A 21217-nucleotide genomic window follows, 5' to 3' on the forward strand; every position below is an offset into this window, starting at 1 on the left:
GTGCCCGGTCCCCGTCCCGCACCGCGGAGCCCGGGCCGGCTCCTGCGGGTCCGTCCCACCGCCCGCGGGACCGCTGTCCTGGCGGCCAGCGTCGCGCTCGTCGCCACCGGCACCGCGGTCGGCCTCCCGGACCTCGTCGGGCTCGGCGCCGCAGGGCTGCTCGTCGTCGGCGGCGCATGGGCCTGGATGGTCCTGCGCCGGATCGACCGGGGCCGGGGAGCGCTCCAGGTCGCACGTCGCATCGAGCCCGATCCCGCGGTGCGCGGCAACCAGGTCACGACCCGGCTCCTCGTCTCCCCCGTCTCCCCGACCGCGACGGCGCTCGGACGCCTGGGGCGGCTGCAGATCAGCGAGCAGGCCGCCGCCCAGCTGTGCGAGCACGACGCACTGCGCGCGCAGGTCGTCTCGCATCCCGACCGGATCGCCGTCCGCTACCGGCTGCGGCCAGAGCACCGCGGTCGCTGGCCGCTCGGCCCCGTGCTCACCAGCAGGGTGGACGTCTTCGGCCTCGTCCGCGCCGCGCAGCCGCTCGGGGAGCGCAGCACGGTCTCCGTCCGCCCCCGCACGACCGAGCTGGCGACGCGTGGCTCGCGCGCGTTCGGCGACCTCGCCCGGTCCGCGAACGGGGCGCGCACCTCGTCGAGCGACGACAGCATCCTGCGAGAGTACGTCGCGGGCGACGACCCCCGCCGGGTGCACTGGGCCACGGCCGCCCGCCGAGGACAGCTCATGGTGCGCACCGACGAGAACGCCGGCATGCCGCCCGTCACGGTGCTCTTCGACCGGGGGATCCTCCCTCCGCCGGACACCGACAGGGCGTGGCCCGCGGCACAGGACGGGGAGTGGGCGGTCGAAGCGGCGGCCTCGGTCGCGGTCGCGCTCCTGGGGACGGGCCACCCGACCCGGCTCGTCGCGTCGACCGCGGCACCGGCGCTCGAGGCGTATCCCTACTCGACCGGGCGCGGGAGCGACGGTGCCGCGCAGATCCTCGACGACACGATCGATCTCGAGGGCCACGCGAGCCCGCGCGACGCGGAGCACGCTCTCGCCGCCACCGCCGACGCGCTGCGGGCCTCTCGGCGTCCCGGCGAGCTCACGTTCGCCGTGATCGGCCCCCTCGGGCCGATCTCCGGACCCTCCCTCGCGCCCCTGGCGGGCGACGGCAACCACTGGGCGTTCGTCGTCGCACCCGCTCACGACGACCAGGACCCAGCGGTCCGGGACACGCTGTCCATGCTCCGCACCATCGGGTGGCACGCCGTCGCCGTGGACCCGCGCTCGACCGCGATCAGCGACGCATGGAACCGACTCATGGAGGAGCACCGGTGACCGGCACGTCCCCCCAGCCAGCCCCGCACGTCCCGCGCGAGCTCGTCGTGCGGGTCGTCGCGACCTCCGCTCTCGTCACCGTCGCGACGCTCGCCTCGTTCCGAGCCCTCACGGTGCTCATCGGACCAGGACAGTGGACCCTCACCGGGTCGGTCCTGGTGCTGACTCTCGCCCTCGTGACCGGGGGCGCACGGCTCCTGCTCGAGCGCGGTCCCGCTGCTCGTCCCGGACGCCACGGCCTCGGCCTGCGGAGCATCGTCCCCACGCTGGTGGGCCTGACCGTCGGGGCATGGGCGCTGCTCGCCGTGTTCGGCGGGCCCACCTCACGCGGCATCGACCTGGCGATCAGCGGTGCGAGCATCGACCGGCTCCTGGCTCGTCTCGCTGCCGGACGCGCGCTGATCGCCGGGGAGGTCGCACCGATCGACCCCTCGTTCCCCCTCGCGCTGATCGCCGTGGCCGGGGTCGCCCTCGTCCTCCTCGCCACCGACCTGGTCGTGGGCGGCCTGCGTCTGCCCGCGGCGGCAGCGCTCCCGCTCCTCGCCCTGTGGATCCCACCGTTGGTCATCGAAGGCGCGATCCCACCGTCCGTCTTCGTCGTCACGGTCGTCGCGCTCCTCCTCCTCGTGGTGGTCGACAACCCGCACCTCGCCCCACGACGCCGCGGCGCCACGGCTGCCTCCGTCGGGCCGGCCGTGCGGGCCGCGCGGGTCGGCGGCGTCGTGGGCGCCACCGCGGCGATCGCCGTGGTGGCCCTCGTCGCGGGCACCGCGGCCGGCGCGGTCCCCCAGATCCTGAGCTCGCCGTGGTCGTCCTTCTTCACGAGCGCCGGCCCGACCGAACGCCTCGCCAGCGACCTCGACATGGAGGACGACCTCGGCGCACGGTCCCAGGAGGTCGCCCTGACGTACGAGTTCCCGCAGGAGGCGGACGAGGGGGGCGCCAGCACGAGCATCGGCCCCTTGCGCATGTTCACACTGACGGGCTTCGACGGCAAGAGCTGGCGCCGCGGCGACTCGCGGCAAGGACCGCCGGTCGACGCCGGGCAGGTCCTGTGGCCCGACGACTCGGGGATCGGTTCCGGCGAGACCAGGACGGTCGACATCACGCTCCGGACACTGCGCGACGAGAAGCTGGTCCTGCCGACCGAGCCGAGATCGGTCGACGTCGAGGGCGAGTGGTTCTACGACGACTCCCGCGACGAGGTCACGGGGAACTCCGCGACGACGCCCGGGATGACCTACTCGATCGACGTCTTCGCCCGCCCGCTGACCGCCGACGCCCTCCGGACCAGCTCGGGCGACGACCTGGACGACCCGAACGTGGTCGAGGTCCCCGAGAGCGCGCACCGCGACGAGATCCGCACTCTCGCCGAGGAGATCGTCGCGGGTACCACGACGCGCTACGACGCCGCGGTCGCTCTGCAGTCCTACTTTCGCGACGGGAGCAACTTCACCTACTCCACGCAGGTCCCCGACGGCGCGACCGACGACACGGTGTGGAACTTCCTCCAGGACCGCGAGGGGTACTGCGTCCAGTTCGCGACCTCCATGACGCTGATGGCCCGCTCGGTCGGGATACCGGCGCGCCTGGCCGTGGGCTTCCTGCCGGGAGAGCGCACGGGCGACAACGTCTACCAGGTCACGGGCAAGGACTCGCACGCGTGGCCGGAGCTGTACTTCCCCGGTCAGGGATGGGTCAGGTTCGAGCCGACACCTGCGGTGCAGGCGGGTCCCGTCCCGTCCTGGGCCGACCCGTTGCTCGGCCCGTCGGACGACGAGGCCGCCTCCGCACCCGACGACGTGCCGACGAGCCAGGTCGGTCCGAACGCCACGGCAGGGACCGACCAGACCACGGCTCCGGCGCCGGGGGCGGGCGGCGGCGGGGCTGCCGACGAGGCAGCCACCGGTCGCGGGTGGGGCGCGGGCGTCATCACCCTGGTCGTCGTGCTCGTCCTGGCCGTGGTGGGGTGGGTGGCGGTGCGCCGCCGGGGAACGCTGACCCCCGAGCCCGACGTCGAGTCCACGTGGGCCGACCTCGTCCGGCAGCTCGAGGACCTGGGCATCAGCTGGCAGGAGTCGGTGACGCTCCGCAAGGTCCCGTCGGTCGTGGCGAGTCAGTTCGCACAGAAGACCGGTCGCCACCTACCGGACGCGACGATCGACACCCTCGTGGCCCTGGCCGCGGAGGTGGAGTCGGAGCGCTATGCACGCACCTGGTCCCCTCCGCCGCCGAGCGACCTGGCCGCGATGCGCGACAAGGTGGTTGCCGGAGTCCGCGACGGGCTCAGCGACCGCCCTGCTCACGTCGACGGTCCCAACGCTCTTCCAGTCGGTTGAGGAATCCCTGACCGGACGAGCCTCGCTTCGCCGAGGCCTTGGGGGGCGTGACCTTGCCGTGCTCGTCCACGACCCCGACCGGTCCGGTCGTCGACTTGCGGGGCGCGGAGAAGGCGAACGCCACGCCGGCGAACATCACGACGAAGCCGACGACTCCCAGCACGGGCGAGGCGGACGCCGCGCCGAAGACCAGGAGCAACAGCCCCCCGACCACGCCGATGCCTGCGGCAACGTAGCGCAGACCCGACTTGCGGGGGCTCGACTGAAGCGTCGTCGCCAACCGCGGATCATCCGAGGTCAGCGCTCTTTCCATCTGTTCCAGTACGCGCTGCTCGTACTCTGACAGAGGCATGGGCACCCCCGGTTCTCAGCGGTTGATATGTGTCTCCCTCAGGATAGTTCTACATCCGCCCGGGTGGTAGTCGAGCGCCGACGGGTGGACGCCGGGCCGATCGAATTCACCCCAAAACGGTCCCGGATCAGGTCGAGCGCCCGCTCGGCCTCACGCTGGGCACCGGACCCTTCCTGCACCGACTCCTCGAGCGTCGGCTGCTCGACCGAGGCTCCTCGGCGTTCCAGGTTCTCCGCACGCACCCCCACCAGACGCACGGGCAGACCGCGCCGGTCCACGCCTCGGGCGAGCTCGAGTGCCACGGCATGGATCTCCTGGGCCACGTCGGTCGGCGAGGAGAGCGTCCGCGAACGGGTCAGGGTCCGGAAGTCCGCGGTCCTGACCTTCACCGAGACCGTCCGCGCGACGAACCCCTGGCTGCGCAGACGCGTCGCGCACCGGTCCGCGAGCCCCAGCAGGGCTGACCCGATGACCGCGAAGTCGTAGAGGTCCTGCGCGAAGGTCGTCTCGGCGCCGATGCTCTGCTCGGCACGCCCGGGATCGACGGGGCGGGGGTCCCTGCCCCAGGCGAGGTCGTGCAGATGAGCCCCGGCCGCCTTCCCCACCGCGGCCTGCAGCGTCGCGACGTCGGTGTCGGCGAGCTCCGCGACGGTCGTGATGCCCCACCCGGCGAGCGTCTTCTCGGTGCGCTCCCCGACCCCCCACAGCGCACCCACGGGCAGCGTGCGCAAGAAGCGGACGGTCGAGCCGGCCGGGACCAGGAGCAGGCCGTCCGGCTTGGCGTGCGTCGACGCGAGCTTGGCGACGAACTTGGTCGTGGCGATCCCCACCGAGCACGTGATGCCGACCTCTCGCCGTACCCGTTCCCGCAGCTCCCGGCCGATACGAGTGGGCGCCCCGAGCCGGCGCCTGGCACCGCTCACGTCGAGGAACGCCTCGTCGATGCTGATCTGCTCGACGAGCGCCGTGATCTCGTGGACGATCTCCATGACCGCTCGCGAGGCGTCCTGGTACGCACGGTGGTCGGGTGGCACGACGACGGCCTGGGGGCAGAGCCTGCGGGCGAGCGCCATGGGCATGGCCGAGTGGACCCCGAAGGCACGCGCCTCGTAGGTGGCCGCCAGGACGACGCTGCGCTCTGCCCCGCCGACGATCACCGGACGACCGACGAGCTCCGGTCTGCGCGTCAGCTCGACCGAGGCGAAGAAGGCGTCCATGTCGACGTGCAGGATGGAGCAGCCCGTCTCGTCGTCGCCCCAGTCCCGACGAGCCTGGGGGGCCCGCGGGCCGCGGCTCATCGCCCACCGACCAGGAACGAGGTCACGAGGCCACGACCCGCAGGGACGGATGGCGGACGAACCCCACGTCCGGGTCGACGAGCATCGCGACCTCGTCGCGGAAGTCCTCGGCGCAGGCCATGATCTCGTCGGCCTGCCGCGCCTCGACCGCGTCGAAACGCCCCGCGTCGACGGCCGCCCGGATGCGCGCCCCGCCCGCGAAGTAGACCGACCAGGCCGACAGCCCGGGCTCGACGAGCGCGAGCATGTCCCAGACCGACCGGGCGCGCGAACGGGAGGACGGCCTGCCCCGGAGGGCGACGACGGCGGCTGCGGAGCGCAGCGCGCCGAGGTGCGAGTGGACGAACCGCTCGGCCGGGTCGGCGGTGAGCCCGGCGGCGACGAGCTCTGCGTCGGCACGGGCCAGGAGGCGCGCGACCTCGGGCGGCGTGACGCCCCTCGCGCCCGGGAGCGCCCTGTGCTGTGTGGTCATCGGAACACCTCCATGCCAACTATCGAACACCTGTTCGAATCTGTCAATCCGCCGGGGCGGCCGTCCGGACGGTCGAGCGACGAGGGAAGTCCCCTCGCGCCCGCACACCCCCTACGGTTGCCTCATGGGCCGCAAGACCACCGGGCGTTCGTCCCGTCGTTCCTCAGCATCCACCTCCCCACCCACAGAGACCGCCCCGCCGTCGCGGCGCAGCCGTGCCGGTGCCCGGCACCAGGGCGCGGAGTCCGCCCGTGACCTGCCCACCGAGGAGGTCCGCACCTCGACGGGCACGGCCCGGTTGGTGCCGGACCCCGACGGCAGCACCGGGGTCACCCTCCTCGTCAACGGCGTGCCGAGCTCGCACCTGGACCTCGCGGACCCCGGCCTGCTCACGTTCGAGTACATGCAGCAGATGGCGGCCGTCCTGGCCGTGCTCCCCACGGGGCCGCTGCGGGTCGTGCACCTGGGCGCCGCGGGGTGCACGCTCGCCCGGTACGTCGAGCACGAGCGACCGGACTCCCGGCAGATCGCGGTCGACCTGGACGCCGACCTCGTCGCGCGGGTCCGCGAGTGGTTCGCGCTCCCCCGGGCCCCGCGACTGCGCCTTCGCGCGGGGGACGCACGGACCGAGCTGGCCACCCTGCCCGACGCGAGCGCCGACGTCGTCGTGCGGGACGTCTTCGCGGGCGACACCACGCCCGAGCACGTCACCACGGCAGGCTTCGTGCGCGACGTCCTGCGCGTGCTGCGCCCCGGCGGCGTCTATCTCGCGAACTGCGCGGACCGCCCGCCGCTCGCCCTCGTGCGCGCCGAGCTCGCCACCGCCGTCTCGGCCCTCACCTCGGACGGCCGCGCCGAGCGGGGCGTCTGGGACGACGTGGGCCTGATCGCCGAACCCGGGCAGCTCAAGGGGCGCCGCTACGGGAACCTGGTCCTGGTCGCGGTCCGCAGCTCGCCCTCCACCTCGCACGGCCCGGGCGGGGGCTCCACCCACGCAGGGCTCGACCTGCGTGACGCGACGCTCGCTCGCACGCTGCGCAGCCTGCCCGTCCCGGCCACGCTGCTCACGGGCGAGGAGGCCCGCCGGTTCGCCGGCACCGCGGTGCCGCTCGAGGACCCGCCCGCTCCTGCCTCGCCCGGGGACCCGGCGGCCCCGCTCCCTCCCGACGGCGCCACGCACCCGGGCGCGTCCGCGGCGGACGGACGCCGCGCCGTCGGGCAGCCCGAGGGCTGAGCAGCACGGAGGCCGCACCCCGGACGGGGTGCGGCCTCCGACGCCGACCCGCGAGGGCCGGCACACGATCAGGGAGATCAGATCGGGTGGACGTTCTCCGCCTGCGGGCCCTTGGGCCCCTGGGTGATCTCGAACTCGACCCGCTGAGCCTCTTCGAGCGACCGGTAGCCCTGGGCCTCGATCGCGGAGTAGTGGACGAAGACGTCGGCGCCGCCGCCGTCCTGGGCGATGAACCCGTAGCCCTTCTCAGCGTTGAACCACTTCACAGAACCCTGCGCCATGCTGTTCCTCGTACCTTCTGTCCATGCGGGGACATCCGCGAACGGGCCCTTCGCCCGTTCATCGAGCCGCAGCCACGCGGACCCGCGACACGCTCCGCGAGGTCCGGTCGTGGCGACCGCCGGCTGGACTGGCACGACCCCGGCGGACCGGGACCCTGCTGTGTCGATACCGGTTCACGCGAAGGCATGTCTCGAGCACGTCACTGCAACGAGACTTAGTTTTGCACGGTGAAGGTGAAGTTCGCCACGTCAAGCGCCGAGGAAATACCGTGATTCGTCCGCACAACCTCCGCACAACCTCCGCGAGCGGCCGTCACTCCCCCGTCTGCTGGGCAAGGAAGCGTTCGAACTCGGCCCCGAGCTCGTCAGCAGTCGGTATGGGGGCCGACTCCGCGAGCAGGCTCGTGCGACCCACCGAGCGCGCGAACGCGTCGTACTGCTCCTCGAGCGCGCGCACGACCGCCGTGACCTCCTCCGACTCGGCCATCTGACGCTCGACCTCGGCCACGGCCTCCTGAGCCCCCGCGGTGAGCGCGCCGACCCGCAGGTCCAGGCCCGTCGAACGTTGGACGTTCTCGAGCGCCACCACGGCCGCGGGCGGGAACGGCGACTGCGCCAGGTAGTGCGGTACGTGCACCGTGAAGCCCATCGCGTCGTGCCCCGACTCGCCCAGGCGCAGCTCGAGCAACGAGGCCAGCGAGCCCGGGACCTTGACCGTGCCGAACCACGACGTGTGGTCCTCGATCAGCTCGCGCCGTGTCGCGTGCGCCGTCACCGACAGCGGGCGCGTGTGCGGGATGCCCATGGGGATGCCGTGGAACCCGACGACGAGCGACACGTCGAAACGGCTCACGAGCTCGCGCAGCGCCGCGACCACGCGCTCCCACTGCAGGTCCGGCTCCATCCCGTGCAGGAGCAGGAACCCCGTGCCCTCCGCGTCGCGCAGGTGGTCGATCGCGAGGAACGGCTCGTCGTACGACGCCCACCGGTCCGCGTCGAACACCATGGTGACCCGCTTCGAGCGGTAGTCCAGGAGCTGGTCCACGTCGAACGTGACCAGCCGCGTGACCTCGAACTCCTCGAGCAGGTGCTCGACCGCGAGCTCGCCGGCCGTCCCCGCGTCCACGAAACCGCGCACCGAGTGCAGCATGACCGGGCCCGTCGCACGGACCGCGGCCTCTTCCTGCGTCCCCGTCGCCGCGGGCAGGACGCGCGCCACCGCGGCCTCGTCCACCTCGTAGATCTCTCGTGGGTCCAACACCAGATGCTCCTCCGTCGTCGTCCTCGCCCGCCCAGGTCGTCGGCCGGGCGGTGCCGGCACGGTTCTCGGGCAGTTCGCTCACGACAACACCGACCGGTGCCCGATGCTTCCCGCCGGACGGGTCGAGCCGACCGCCGCGCGGTCGCGGGACGCGCTCAGCGAGCGGGCAGGCGGACCACCGTGACGAAGAAGTCGTCGATCTGACGCACGACGTCGATGAACCGGTCGAAGTCGACCGGCTTGGTCACGTAGGCGTTGGCGTGCAGGGAGTACGACCGCACGACGTCCTCCTCGGCCTCCGACGTCGTCAGCACGACCACGGGGATCTGGCGCAGGGCCGGGTCGGACTTGAGCTCACCGAGCACCTCGCGACCGTCCATGCGCGGCAGGTTCAGGTCGAGCAGGATCAGGTCGGGCGTCGGGGCGTCGGCGTACTCGCCCTCCTTGCGCAGGAAGGCCATCGCGCTCACGCCGTCGCTGACCACCGAGAGGCGGTTGGTGACCTTGTGGTCCTCGAAGGCCTCACGCGTCATCAGCACGTCACCGGGGTCGTCCTCGACCAGCAGGACGTCGATCACCTTGTGCCCGTTGCTCATCTCGTCCACCGTGCCGTTCCTCGTGGTCCGGCCCCGGTCCTCCGGAGCCACGCCGTGAGCCTAGTCGACGAGGGGCGTCCGGGCGCGACCTCCCGCGCCGCGCCGGGCCTCATGCTGCCGACGGGGCGGACGGCGCGCTCCCGACCGGGTCGTACCGGTGCGCGATCGTGAACCGGACCGTCGTGCCACCCCCCGGGGTCTGCTCGATCCAGATCCTGCCCCCGTGGTACTCGACGATCCGCTTGCACAGCGCGAGCCCGATCCCGGTCCCCTCGTAGACGTCCTTGGGGTGCAGCCGCTGGAAGATCACGAAGACCCGTTCCGCGTACTGCGCGTCGATGCCGATCCCGTTGTCGCAGACCGCGAACTCCCACTCGGTGCTCAGCGCCCGGACCGTGACCCGCACCTCGGGCGTCCGCTCCGGGTCGCGGAACTTGATCGCGTTCCCCACGAGGTTGACGAAGAGCTGTTCGAGCAGCGCCTTCTCCCCGCGCACCGTGGGCAACGGGTCATGGGTCACCCGTGCGCCCGTCGACGTGATCTTCTCCTCGAGGTCGGAGAGCACCACCGCGAAGGACTTCTCGAGGTCCACGGGCACCCTCTCGGTCCCCGTCCGCCCCACCCGCGAGAAGCCCAGCAGGTCCTGGATGAGCCGCTGCATGCGCTTGGCGCCGTCGACGGCGAACTCGATGTACTGGTCGGCACGGTCGTCGAGCTGGCCCCCGTAGCGCTTCTGCAGGAGCTGGGTGAACGACGCGACCTTGCGCAACGGCTCCTGCAGGTCGTGCGAGGCCACGTAGGCGAACTGCTCGAGGTCACGGTTCGAACGGGCCAGCTCCTGCGCCTGGGCAGCGAGGAGCTCGTGCGAGTGCTCGACCTCCTCGTGCGACGTGCGGATCTCGGCGACCTGGCTCACGAGCTCTCGGCGCATGTGCTCGACGTCGACCGCGAGCGCCCCGATCTCTCCCGGCGCCTGGACGGCCACGGGCTGACGGAGGTTCCCGTCGCTGACGACCCGGACCTGGTGGGCGAGCGTGGTCACGGGGTCCGTGATCCAGCGCTTGAGCACGCTCCAGAGGAACCCTCCGACGAGGATCGCGGCGACGACGAGCACCACGACCGACCCGAACAGCACCTGTGTCCAGAGCTCGAGCGAACGGACCTTCTCCTCCCGGACCTCGCGCAGCACCGCGATGTAGTCCCCCGTCGCGGTGCGGGCGTCCTCGAAGAGTCGGGCGCCCTCGAGCCGTTCGTCGGTCGTCACGGCGTCCGGACCGTCCTGGCGCACCTTCTCGACCGCGGGGCGCGCGAACTCGGTCGACCACTTCTGGACGGCCCGCGTCGCGTGGTCGAGCGCCGTCGCCACCTGCGGCGACCGGACGATGCGCTCGGACGTGGGTTCGTCGTGGATCGCACCGCCCTCCTCGGTCGCGAGCGAACGCTCGAACGCCTCGAGGCTCAGGGCGCTGCCCGTCGCCAGATAGCCACGGACCGAGGACTCGGCGTCGACCAGGGTCACGTACGCGCTGTCGGCCTGCGTGACGGCGGTGAAGTACGGGTTGGTGACCTCGTCCTGGAAGCGCACCACGTTCACGAGCGCCACGACGGAGACGCAGACCACGACGAGGAGGATCGCGGCGGCGAGCACCAGGAGCCCGCCGAGCCGGCGCCGCAGCGAAGGACCCGAGGGAGGTTCGGTGGAAGGTGCCCCGTCGCCCGCCCCGGGGTCGCCGCCCCCCGAGGGCTCGTCGGGGACCGGGTCGCCGCCCGCCGAGGGATCGTCGTCGGGCGCGGGCTCGGGCACGCCACCCGGAGCGGCCGAGGAGAGCCCCGTCACTGCGACCACTCGTCGGAGTCCGCGAGCGTCGCGGTGCGTTCGCCGCGGGCGTCCTGGTCCGGGCCGCCCCACCCGATCACGAGCACCGCCGCGTCGTCCGCCAGAGGCCCGCCGTGCAGGGCGCGCACCCGACGGAAGAGCCGCTCGACGAGCCCCTCCCCGCCGTGCGCGAGCTCGGTGTCGACGGCCGCGACGAGTCCTCGGACGCCGAGGCGTTCTCGCCGACCGGGCGTCCCCGCGGGGACGGGTGCGTCGGTGCCCGCGGCGGACCGGGTGTCCTCGGCGAGCGTCGCCTCGATCAGACCGTCGGTGTAGAGCATGAGCGCCCAGGGGGCGTCGAGCGCCACGCGTTCGGCACGCCACCCGCCCGTGACGGGGATGCCCAGCGCCCGGCCGCGCGAGGTCGTCGGGAGCTCGGTGCACGAGTCCTGCAGGAGCAGCGGCGACATGTGTCCCGCGAGGAAGAGGTCCACGGCCGCCCGGTCCGGCGAGATCACGACCTGGCAGAGGGTCACGAAGACCTCGGGCCGGGCACGCTCGGGGACCAGGACGCGTTCGACGAGAGGGAGGATCTCGGCGGGGTCGACGTCCGACAGGACGAGGGTGCGCCACGCGGTGCGCAGGGTCGCGCCGAGGGCGGCCTCGTCCGGCCCGTGACCCGCGACGTCACCGATCAGGCACAGGACGCTCCCGTCGGGACGCTCGACGGCGTCGTAGAAGTCTCCGCCCAGGAGCCCGTTGCCCCCAGGGATGTAGCCCACCATCACGGCGATCGTCTCGTCGGTCACGAGCGGCTTGGGCAGCAGGGCGCGCTCGAGGCGGGCGGTCTCGGCGGCGCGCACCTCGCTGCGGTAGAGGGCTCGCTGCTGCTCCTTGGAGCGACGGCGCTGGACGGAGTAGCGGACAGAACGCCCCAGCAGATCGCCGTCGACCTCGCCCTTGACCAGGTAGTCGTCGGCGCCCCCTTGACCAGGTAGTCGTCGGCGCCCGCCGCGACGGCCTGGACCCCGAGGTCGATCCCGGTGTGTCCGGTGAGCACGACGAGCGCGGGCGGGTCCGGGCGGGACTGGAGCCGCTCGACGGCGGACAGTCCCACCGCGTCCGGGAGACCGAGGTCGAGCAGGACGCAGTGCACGTCGTGCAGCCGCAGCATCTCGAGGGCCACGTCGAGGCTCCTCGCCCGGTGCAGCTCGACCTTGACCCGCGCGTCGTCGAGGAGCTCCTCGACGAGGATCGCGTCCCCGTCGTCGTCCTCGACGAGCAGGACACGCAGGAGGTCCTCCGGGGACAGCACCCCCGGAGCCCCATCTTCCGGCCGGGGCGACAAGGGATCAGTCACCACGACGCGCGCCTCCGACAGTCGCCATGGTTCCCGATCGTAGAGGACGCGGGCGCCTCGTGCTGGGGAGCGCCGTCCGCGCCGCCCCGGTCCGGGCGACGCGGAGGGAGCGTGTCCACCCACGAGGCCGATGGCGCTCGGTCCGTGCGGGATCAGCAATAATGGACGGCTGCGTCGCGGGGGTGTGCGAGCGGACCGCGAAGGACCAGACGACAGGACGGAACAGCGTGCGCGAGACGAGCGACCGGACGAGCGGGGCACCGACCACCGGTGAGCAGGTCCGGCCGGAGCGGGACGCCCCGACGACGGACCGCCGGCACGAGATCGGCAGGGAACAGGTCGTCGTCGACTCGCTCTACGCCCGTCTCGACGAGCTGCGCGCCTCGACCCGTTCGCGGCTCGCGGGCGTGCGCAGGTCGGGACCCTCGGGGTCTCCGCAGAACCGCAGCGAGCGCGACGCCTTCGCGACCCTCTACGAGGACCGGCTCGCCCAGCTCGAGGCGGTCGAGGACCGGCTCGCGTTCGGTCGGCTCGACCTGGACGACGGCGCGACCCGGTACGTCGGGCGCATCGGTCTGTCCGACGAGGAGCACACGTCGATCCTCACCGACTGGCGCGCACCCGCCGCGCAGTCGTTCTACCGCGCGACCGCGGCACACCCCGACGGGGTCCGTCGCCGTCGCCACCTCGTGACCAGGGGCCGCGCGGTCACGGGCGTCGAGGACGAGGTCCTCGACCTCTCCTCGGGCGCCGCGGCCGACTCGAACCTCTCGGGAGAGGGTGCGCTGCTCGCGGCGATGGCCGCCGGGCGCACGAGCCGCATGGGCGACATCGTCGCCACGATCCAGGCCGAGCAGGACGCGATCATCCGCTCCGAGCTCGCCGGGGCGCTCGTGGTCCAGGGTGGGCCCGGGACGGGCAAGACGGCCGTGGCGCTGCACCGCGCCGCCTACCTGCTGTACGCGCACCGGCGACTGCTCGAACGCTCGGGCGTGCTGCTCGTCGGACCGAGCCTGTCCTTCCTGCACTACATCGACCAGGTCCTGCCCTCGCTCGGTGAGACCGGTGTCGTGAGCACGACCATCTCCGAGCTCCTCCCGGGCCTCGTCGCCGACGGCGAGGAGGCCCCCGAGGTCGCCCGGATCAAGGGGCGCGCGTCGTGGGCCAAGGTCGTGCAGCGCGCGGTCCGCGCGCGCCAGCGCGTGCCTGCCGCGGACCAGCACCTGCGCATCGACGGGCACGACCTCGTGATCCGCCGCTCCGACGTGCGCGACGCGATCGCCAAGGCGCACCGCACGCACAAGCCGCACAACCTCGCGCGCGTCCCGTTCGTGCGCGAGATGCTGGGTCGGCTCGCGGACCAGTACCTGGCCGAGCTCGGCGGGCCGGTCGCGCCCGAGGAGCGGGCCGAGGTGGTCGACGACCTGCGGCGACAGCGCGAGATCAGGATCGCGCTCAACCTGGCGTGGATGCCCCTGACCCCCGAGCGCCTCATCGAGGACCTGTTCGTCAAGCCGCACCGCCTCGCCGAGGCCGCGCCCGACATGTCGCGTGCGGACCGTGCGGCGCTGGTGCGCCCCAAGGGCGCCCCGTGGACCCCCGCGGACGTTCCCCTCCTCGACGAGGCCGCCGAGCTCCTGGGCGAGGACGACCAGGCCGCCCGCGCCCAGGCCAAGGCCGAGGTTGCCGAGCGGGCGGCCAGCCTCGACTACGCACGCCAGGTCCTCGAGTCGTCCGGTGCCGGCGGCGGGATCGTCGGCGCGGAGATCCTCGCCGACCGGTTCGCCGGCGGCGGGTCCCGGCTGACCACGGCCGAGCGCGCGGCCCAGGATCGTACGTGGACCTACGCGCACGTCGTGGTCGACGAGGCGCAGGAGCTGTCCGCGATGGCATGGCGGGCCCTGGTGCGACGCTGCCCCACGCGGTCCATGACTATCGTCGGCGACGTCGCCCAGACGTCCTCGCTCGCGGGAGCCCGGTCGTGGGCGAGCATGCTCGATCCGCTGCTGCGCGGCTCGTGGCGCCTCGCGACCCTCACGGTCAACTACCGCACGCCCACGCAGATCGCGGACACCGCCCAGCGGTTCGCTGCGGCCCATCGGCTCCCGACGTCGTCGCTCACCTCGGCGCGCGACATCCCGGGAGCACTCGTCCTGGCACCGGTCGCGACGGGCGAGGACCTTCTGGACGAGGTGTCGGTCCGCGTCCGGTCGGCCCTCGCGGAGTTCGTGGGACCCGACGGCGCGGGCCGGGTGGCGGTCGTCGCACCTGCCGACCACGTCGTGGGCGTGCGCGACCGCCTGACCCGCGACCACGCCGTCGCCCCGTTGCTGACGGGGCCCGCGGCAGAGGTCGAGGGTGCCCTGGGTGCCGCGCTCACGGTCCTGAGCCCGACGCAGGCCAAGGGCCTCGAGTTCGACGCGGTCGTCCTCCTGGAGCCCGCGGAGATCCTTGCCGGCACGTCGGGAGCCTCCGAGCTCTACGTCGCCATGACCCGCCCGACGCAACGGCTCGTCGTCGTGCACGCCCGCCCCCTCCCCCGAGGCTTCACCGACTGACCGGAGGAGATCGCGTCGTCCGAGGGACAAGACTCGTTTGGTGCTCGCAGCAACTCGGCGCACCATAGACACGTGCTACGTGCCCTCCTCCTTGAAAACCTGCACCCCCTCGCCACCTCGATCCTCGAGTCCGCCGGTATCGACGTGACCGTGCGCACCGGGGCCATGGACGAGTCCGAGCTGATCGAGGCGCTCGAGGGTGTGAACATCCTCGGCATCCGCTCCAAGACCAACGTGACCGCCCGCGTGCTCGAGTCCGCCCCGGACCTGATCGCGATCGGCGCGTTCTGCATCGGGACCAACCAGATCGACCTCAAGGCCGCGGCGTCCCACGGTGTCGCGACCTTCAACGCCCCGTTCTCCAACACGCGCTCGGTCGTCGAGATCGCGCTCGCCGAGATCATCGCGCTGACGCGCCGCCTGACCGAGCGCGACCGTGCACTGCACGAGGGTGTCTGGGACAAGTCCGCCGAGGGTGCCCACGAGGTCCGCGGTCGCACGCTCGGCATCATCGGCTACGGCAACATCGGCACGCAGCTCTCGGTCGTCGCCGAGGCCCTGGGCATGTCGGTCGTCTTCTACGACACCGCCGAGAAGCTCGCCCTGGGCAACGCGCGACGCATGGACAGCCTCGACGAGCTCCTCGAGACGGCGGACGTCGTCACGCTCCACGTGGACGGTCGCGGCGGCAACGCCGGCCTGTTCGGCGAGAAGCAGATCTCGCGCATGCGCCAGGGGGCGATCCTGCTCAACCTGTCGCGCGGCTTCGTCGTGGACACCGGCGCCCTGCGCGAGGCGATCCTCTCCGGGCACCTGTCGGGTGCGGCCATCGACGTGTTCCCCGAGGAGCCCAAGAAGCGCGGTGACCACTTCGACTCGGAGCTGCGCGGCCTGCCGAACGTCATCCTCACCCCGCACATCGGCGGCTCCACCGAGGAGGCCCAGGAGTCGATCGGCCAGTTCGTCGCGGGCAAGCTCCGGGACTACCTCGCCACCGGTTCGACGACCCTGAGCGTCAACATGCCGAACCTCGCGCTCGAGCAGAGCACGGGCGTGAGCCGGATCGCCCACCTGCACCGCAACACCCCGGGCGTGCTCGCGGCCGTGAACGCGGTCCTCGCCGAGCACGGCACGAACATCGAGGGCCAGATGCTCGCGACGCGTGGCGAGCTCGGCTACGTGGTGACCGACGTCGGTGCCGAGCTCCTGCCCGCAGCCATCGAGGAGCTCCTGGCGATGGACGCGACCGTCAAGCTGCGCGTCCTGTCCTGACGGCTCCCGTCGGAGCACGAGGAAGGGGACCAGCCCGTCGGGCCGGTCCCCTTCCTCGTGCTCTGCGGTGCGGGGCCGTGGCCCTGCCGACGATCAGCCGGACTTGCGGCGGAACGTCCGCTGCACAGGTCCGACGGTCTCCGACCCGTGGACGGAGCCCGTGTTCGAGCCGCCGTCCGCGGTGCGGTGGCTGGCGGCGTTCTTGCGGTCAAGCGCCTCGCGGAACTTCGCCTTGGCGTCCTCGGCCGGCGTGGTCGCGGGTGTCTCGTCCTTCGACGTCGTCATCGGCGAGCCTCCTTCTCTCGGTGGATCAGGTGCGCCGTCGGGCGCTCCCGTGCCCCAGCCTGTCGCACCCGGCGAGGTAACGCCAGTGAATACGACCCGGTACGGTCGAGACATGTCGCACAAAACACCGGAGGCGGGCACCGGGATGCCCTTCGCCCGCGTCGGGCGCGCCGGCCTCTCGCTGCCCCGCCTCTCGCTCGGCCTCTGGCAGAACTTCGGGGAGTCGACGCCGTTCGCGGCTCAGCGCGAGCTCGTCCTGCACGCGTTCGACCGTGGGATCGTGCACTTCGACCTCGCGAACAACTACGGTCCGCCACCCGGGTCGGCCGAGGCCGCCTTCGGCCGTCTCCTGGCCGGTGACCTCCGAGGCCGCCGCGACGAGCTCCTGATCTCGACCAAGGCGGGCTACCGCATGGGCCCGGGGCCCTACGGCGAGGGCGGCTCGCGCAAGTACCTGCTCTCGTCCCTCGACGCGTCGTTGCGCCGCCTCGGCACCGACCACGTCGACGTCTTCTACTCCCACCGGTTCGACCCGACGACCCCGCTCGAGGAGACGATCGGTGCGCTCGCCACGGCCGTCTCCTCGGGCCGCGCCACCTACGCCGCGATCTCGTCCTACTCGGCCGGGCGGACGACCGAGGCGCTCGCGATCGCCGCCGACCTCGGCCTGCCCCTGGTCCTGCACCAGCCGTCGTACTCGATGCTGAACCGGTGGATCGAGGCCCCGGGGACCGACGGGCGCAGCCTGCTCGACGTCGCCGGCGACTCGGGGACCGGCCTCATCGTGTTCTCGCCCCTGGCCCAAGGGATGCTCTCCGACAAGTACCTCGACGGCGTGCCGTCCGACTCCCGTGCGGCACGAGCGGTCTCGCTGCGGCCCGAGCACCTCGCCCCCGCGAACCTGGCCAGGATCAGGGCGCTGCGTGACGTGGCGACGGGTCGCGGCGAGCCCCTCGCGCGCACGGCGATCGCGTGGACGCTGCGCGACCGGCGTGTGACGTCCGTGCTCACGGGCGCGCGGACCACGGCCCAGGTCGACGAGAGTCTCACGGCCCTCGAGGCACCGCCGTTCACGACCGACGAGCTCGCGGCGATCGACGCCGTGACGACCGAGGTCGCGCCCGACGGGACCCGTCGTCCGCTGGACGCGGGCATCAACATCTGGGCGGCCCGTTCGAGCGATCTCTAGCCCCGTCGGCCGCCCCCGGTACCGGGGGCTCTGCGTCCGCCCGGTTCCCTCGGCTCAGGCGCGGTCCGGCACCACCTCGGTGGTGGGGTCGGTGTCCGCCGTGCCAGCAGCGGCCGCGCCCTCGCCGAACGCGGCCTCGCGCTCCTCGCGCTCGGCACGGAGCGAGTTGATCGCCGACTCGAAGTCCTCGAGCGAGTCGAACGCCTGGTAGACGCTCGCGAAGCGCAGGTAGGCGACCTCGTCGAGCTCGCGCAGGGGCCCGAGGATCGCCAACCCGATCTCGTACGCGTCCAGCTCTGCGCTGCCACCGGCCCGGAGCGACTCCTCGACCTTCTGCGCGAGCACGGCGAGGTCGTCCTCGTTGACGGGACGTCCCTGGCACGCCTTGCGCACCCCGGTCACGATCTTCTCCCGGCTGAACGGCTCGGTCACGCCCGAGCGCTTGACGACCGACAGGCTCGCGGTCTCGATGGTGGTGAAGCGGCGGTTGCACGCCGGGCACTGTCGACGACGGCGGATGGAGGCCCCGTCGTCGGAGGTCCTCGAGTCGACGACCCGGGAGTCCGCGTGCCGGCAGAACGGACAGTGCATGAGGCGGTACTCCTGGGGTCTGCGCGGGTGCTCCGGGGCGATCGCCGCGGACGGTGCGTCCCGAACCTATGTCTCGACGTCGACGGGACGCAAGGCGCCCCGCCACAGGAGCAGGTCACGACACGCCTCTGCACGCGATCAGCACACAGGAGAGACCAGTGCACATGAGAACGGAGGTGGCCGATGATCGGCCACCTCCGTCGGGACGCCCCCGTCCCCATCTCACGCCCGCGACTCGCCTCGCGAACGTCGACGCAACTGCGGAGGCGCGCGTGGCGCGCCTCCCCCTCACCGACCGACCCCCCAGCCGGGTTGGTGAGGCAGTACTAACTTAGGGGAACCTAATGCGATCGCGCAAGCCCGGTGAGCGGGAGTCCTGCCTGGGGGGCGAGAGCCGCGTCGGAGCGAGCCCCGACCAGGACCACGCGACACCCACCCGCCGCCGGCCCGCGCCCGCGGTCAGCGCCCGAAGTCCGGGTCGACCGGGAGCAGGAGCTGCTGGCCGGCCTGCAGCGCGGTCGAGGAGAGGTTGTTCAGCTCGGCGAGGTCCGCCACCACGTCACGGACGTCCCGACCGCCCGAGGCCAGGGCCGACGCGTGCTGCCAGAGGGTCTCGCCCGCCTCGACGACATGGACACGCACCTCGACCGGCTCGCCCGGGCCCGAGGCGACCGCCCGAGCGCCCCACAGCGCCCCGAGGGCGAGGAACGCCGCGACGAGCAGCGAGAGGACGACGCGGCCCCGCGTCGTGAGCCTCAGCGGCGCCTCGCCGTGCGCACCGGTGCGCCGCTCGAACCGCACACCGTCGCCAGCGCCCATCGCAGTGACTGCACTCATGCCCACTCCTTCGCCCGTGGTGCTCGAACCGCCTTCCCCGGTCGGTTCGAACACCTGTTCGTCGAACACCTGTACGATTTCTATCACCACCTGGCAGCGATGTCGAGACATGCTCGAACATGTGTTTGATTCGTGTCGCCGTGTGACCTACGCTGTTCGAGTACTGGTCGTCCGATATGTCGGACGCTCGAGGACCGGGTGAAGCCGTCCACGAGCCGACGAGGTAGAGCCGGCCACGCTCAGGAGCCCGTGCCCCTCGCGGCACCGCTCCGCAGGGACAGGACCGAGACGGCCGAGCAGGGCGGAGACGACGATGGCGGGACGGGTGGCCGACACCACGGGCAGGCTCGCGAAGGTGCACGAGCTGCCCGACGGCACGACGGGCGGCGACGGCCTCACGCCGCGCCAGCGCCTCGTGCTCGAGACGATCCGTGCATCGGTGGACCAGCGGGGCTACCCGCCGAGCATGCGCGAGATCGGCGAGGCCGTCGGCCTGACGAGCCCCTCGAGCGTCAAGCACCAGCTCACGACCCTCGAGCGCAAGGGCTACCTGCGCAGGGACCCCAACCGCCCCCGGGCGATCGAGGTCGTCCACAACGACGACGCACGGGCCATCTCGGCGCTCCCCGGCAGCGCGTTCGGCCGTGCCGAGGGCATCGATGCGTCCGAGGACTCACCCGAGCGTCCCACCCCGTCGTACGTCCCCGTCGTGGGACGCATCGCGGCCGGTGGCCCCATCCTGGCCGAGCAGGTGGTCGAGGACGTGTTCCCCCTCCCCCGCCAGCTCGTCGGTGACGGCGAGCTCTTCCTGCTCCGTGTGGCCGGAGACTCCATGATCGACGCCGCGATCTGCGACGGCGACTGGGTCGTGGTCCGTCGCCAGCCCGTCGCCGAGAACGGTGAGATCGTCGCGGCGATGATCGACGGCGAGGCCACCGTCAAGACGTTCAAGCGGATCGACAAGCACGTGTGGCTCATGCCGCACAACGCGGCGTACCAGCCCATCTCCGGGGACGACGCCCAGATCCTCGGCCGGGTCGTCTCGGTGCTGCGCAGCCTCTGAGCACAGCGTCCCGCCCGCCCCTCGGGGACCGGCGCTCAGTACGACGAAGGGGACGGCCCGGCGGGCCGTCCCCTTCGTCGTGCCCGGCGCCCGTCGCGGGCCCCGAGGCGACGACTACAGGCCGAAGCTCTTGGCCACGGCGCGCACCGAGTCCGCGGACGCCCGCAGACCCGCGAGCTCGTGGTCCGACAGCGGGACCTCGATCCGCTCGCCGCAGCCACGCCGCTCGAGCAGCGAGGGGACGGAGAGGCAGACGTCGCTGATCCCGTGGAAGTCCTCGAGGAGCGAGGACACCGGCAGGACCCGGTGCTCGTCGTCGAGGACGGCCTCGATGATGCGGGTCGCGGCGAGCGCGACGGCGTAGTTCGTCGCGCCCTTGCCCTCGATGATGCGGTAGGCCGACTGCACGACCTCGTGCGCGATGTCCGCGCGCACCTCGGCCGTGAGCGGTCCTCGACCCTTGAGCCCCTGCCACTCGAGCAGCGGCACCCCGCTGATGGTCGCCGAGCTCCAGAGCGGGATCTCGCTGTCCCCGTGCTCGCCCGCGATGTAGGCGTGCACGTTCTGGACCGCGACCCCGCAGTGCTGCGCCACGAGGAACCGCAGCCTCGAGGAGTCCAGGACCGTGCCGCTGCCGAAGAGCTGGTTCGGCGGCAGTCCCGAGTACTTGAGCGCGGCGTACGTCACCACGTCGACCGGGTTGGTCACCATGATGTAGACGGCGTTGGGTGCCACCTCGACGAGCCCGGGCAGGATCTTGCGCACGAGGGAGATCGTGGCCTCGGCGAGGTCCAGGCGCGTCTGCCCGGGCTTCTGCTTGGCTCCGGCCGTGAACACCACGACGTCGGCGTCGGCACACACCGCGACGTCGTCCGATCCTTCGACCTTGGCCATGGGCATGAACTGGATGCCGTGCTGGAGGTCGAGGACCTCGGCCTCGACCTTGGTCCTGTTGATGTCGAGGAGGCTCACGGTGTGAGCCGCTCCGCGCATGAGCGCCGCATAGGCGAGAGTCGATCCGACGGAACCTGCGCCGACGATCGCGAGCTTGGTGGTACGGGCGGGCACTGTGCCTCCTGGACGT

20 protein-coding genes are annotated in these 21217 nt (G+C 72.4%); 7 read left to right on the forward strand and 13 right to left on the reverse strand.

Annotated elements, in window-relative coordinates; all coding sequences use genetic code 11:
• Together JOD49_RS03285 and JOD49_RS03290 are read left to right on the forward strand one after the other, a co-directional pair.
• On the forward strand, positions 1-1329 hold the full coding sequence (locus tag JOD49_RS03285) for a DUF58 domain-containing protein (RefSeq protein WP_205305950.1): 1329 nt from the start codon (positions 1-3) through the stop codon (positions 1327-1329).
• Positions 1326-3668, forward strand: a complete 2343-nt coding sequence (locus JOD49_RS03290; protein ID WP_205305951.1) for a transglutaminase TgpA family protein — start codon at positions 1326-1328, stop codon at positions 3666-3668. The genes JOD49_RS03285 and JOD49_RS03290 overlap by 4 nt, the downstream gene beginning before the upstream one ends.
• Here JOD49_RS03290 and JOD49_RS03295 read toward each other — a convergent pair.
• From JOD49_RS03295 to JOD49_RS03305, 3 genes are read right to left on the reverse strand one after another with little or no spacing between them, the layout of a single operon-like run.
• Positions 3616-4020: an SCO2097 family morphological protein gene (locus tag JOD49_RS03295; protein ID WP_205308778.1), complete on the reverse strand. Its 405-nt coding sequence runs from the start codon at positions 4018-4020 to the stop codon at positions 3616-3618. The two genes, JOD49_RS03290 and JOD49_RS03295, sit on opposite strands and share 53 nt — an antisense overlap.
• A 38-nt stretch (positions 4021-4058) precedes the next feature.
• Positions 4059-5318: a DNA polymerase IV gene (gene dinB, locus JOD49_RS03300; protein ID WP_205305952.1), complete on the reverse strand. Its 1260-nt coding sequence runs from the start codon at positions 5316-5318 to the stop codon at positions 4059-4061.
• 22 nt (positions 5319-5340) lie between these two features.
• Positions 5341-5790, reverse strand: coding sequence for an SAV_6107 family HEPN domain-containing protein (locus JOD49_RS03305; RefSeq protein WP_205305953.1), 450 nt, complete (start codon positions 5788-5790; stop codon positions 5341-5343).
• 124 nt (positions 5791-5914) lie between these two features.
• Here JOD49_RS03305 and JOD49_RS03310 point away from each other — a divergent pair, with 124 nt between their 5' ends.
• Complete coding sequence (locus tag JOD49_RS03310; RefSeq protein ID WP_205305954.1) at positions 5915-7024, forward strand: spermidine synthase; 1110 nt, start codon at positions 5915-5917, stop codon at positions 7022-7024.
• A gap of 77 nt (positions 7025-7101) precedes the next feature.
• On the opposite strand, the gene JOD49_RS03315 is transcribed toward JOD49_RS03310, so the two are convergent.
• The 6 genes from JOD49_RS03315 to JOD49_RS19955 form a co-directional block, all read right to left on the reverse strand.
• On the reverse strand, positions 7102-7305 hold the full coding sequence (locus JOD49_RS03315) for a cold-shock protein (RefSeq protein ID WP_205305955.1): 204 nt from the start codon (positions 7303-7305) through the stop codon (positions 7102-7104).
• A gap of 313 nt (positions 7306-7618) precedes the next feature.
• Positions 7619-8566 carry a proteasome assembly chaperone family protein gene (locus JOD49_RS03320; protein WP_205305956.1) on the reverse strand — a complete coding sequence of 316 codons (948 nt, stop codon included), beginning with the start codon at positions 8564-8566 and terminating at the stop codon, positions 7619-7621.
• Between the two features lie 155 nt (positions 8567-8721).
• On the reverse strand, positions 8722-9162 hold the full coding sequence (locus JOD49_RS03325; protein ID WP_030150524.1) for a response regulator: 441 nt from the start codon (positions 9160-9162) through the stop codon (positions 8722-8724).
• A gap of 109 nt (positions 9163-9271) precedes the next feature.
• Positions 9272-10999, reverse strand: a complete 1728-nt coding sequence (locus tag JOD49_RS03330; RefSeq protein WP_307822352.1) for a sensor histidine kinase — start codon at positions 10997-10999, stop codon at positions 9272-9274.
• The gene (locus JOD49_RS19950) at positions 10996-11841 is read right to left on the reverse strand and encodes a PP2C family protein-serine/threonine phosphatase (RefSeq protein ID WP_307822353.1); all 846 of its coding nucleotides are present in this window, start codon (positions 11839-11841) and stop codon (positions 10996-10998) included. Before JOD49_RS19950 ends, JOD49_RS03330 begins: the two co-directional genes overlap by 4 nt.
• Entirely contained in the window at positions 11784-12293 is a 510-nt protein-coding gene (locus JOD49_RS19955; protein ID WP_307822354.1) for a response regulator, read from the reverse strand. Before JOD49_RS19955 ends, JOD49_RS19950 begins: the two co-directional genes overlap by 58 nt.
• Before the next feature lie 368 nt (positions 12294-12661).
• Here JOD49_RS19955 and JOD49_RS03340 point away from each other — a divergent pair, with 368 nt between their 5' ends.
• Together JOD49_RS03340 and serA are read left to right on the forward strand one after the other, a co-directional pair.
• Entirely contained in the window at positions 12662-14896 is a 2235-nt protein-coding gene (locus JOD49_RS03340; protein WP_205308780.1) for a HelD family protein, read from the forward strand.
• A gap of 72 nt (positions 14897-14968) precedes the next feature.
• On the forward strand, positions 14969-16168 hold the full coding sequence (gene serA, locus JOD49_RS03345) for a phosphoglycerate dehydrogenase (RefSeq protein ID WP_205305957.1): 1200 nt from the start codon (positions 14969-14971) through the stop codon (positions 16166-16168).
• Positions 16169-16261: 93 nt separating this feature from the next.
• Here serA and JOD49_RS03350 read toward each other — a convergent pair whose 3' ends face one another.
• A complete protein-coding gene (locus JOD49_RS03350; RefSeq protein WP_205305958.1) occupies positions 16262-16453 on the reverse strand; it encodes a DUF5302 domain-containing protein in 192 nt (63 codons plus the stop codon).
• Between the two features lie 112 nt (positions 16454-16565).
• On the opposite strand from JOD49_RS03350, the gene JOD49_RS03355 reads away from it, so the two are divergent.
• Positions 16566-17642 carry an aldo/keto reductase gene (locus JOD49_RS03355; RefSeq protein WP_205305959.1) on the forward strand — a complete coding sequence of 359 codons (1077 nt, stop codon included), beginning with the start codon at positions 16566-16568 and terminating at the stop codon, positions 17640-17642.
• Between the two features lie 54 nt (positions 17643-17696).
• On the opposite strand, the gene nrdR is transcribed toward JOD49_RS03355, so the two are convergent.
• Entirely contained in the window at positions 17697-18233 is a 537-nt protein-coding gene (nrdR, locus tag JOD49_RS03360) for a transcriptional regulator NrdR (RefSeq protein WP_205305960.1), read from the reverse strand.
• A gap of 459 nt (positions 18234-18692) precedes the next feature.
• Positions 18693-19070: a LysM peptidoglycan-binding domain-containing protein gene (locus tag JOD49_RS03365; protein ID WP_205305961.1), complete on the reverse strand. Its 378-nt coding sequence runs from the start codon at positions 19068-19070 to the stop codon at positions 18693-18695.
• Positions 19071-19383: 313 nt separating this feature from the next.
• On the opposite strand from JOD49_RS03365, the gene lexA reads away from it, so the two are divergent.
• Positions 19384-20133, forward strand: coding sequence for a transcriptional repressor LexA (lexA, locus tag JOD49_RS03370; protein WP_205305962.1), 750 nt, complete (start codon positions 19384-19386; stop codon positions 20131-20133).
• Between the two features lie 114 nt (positions 20134-20247).
• Here the strand turns inward: lexA and JOD49_RS03375 are convergent, their stop codons facing one another.
• A complete protein-coding gene (locus tag JOD49_RS03375; protein WP_307822357.1) occupies positions 20248-21201 on the reverse strand; it encodes an L-lactate dehydrogenase in 954 nt (317 codons plus the stop codon).
• Positions 21202-21217 lie beyond the last annotated feature (16 nt).

It is taken from the genome of Oerskovia jenensis, assembly GCF_016907235.1.
Lineage (GTDB): Bacteria > Actinomycetota > Actinomycetes > Actinomycetales > Cellulomonadaceae > Oerskovia > Oerskovia jenensis.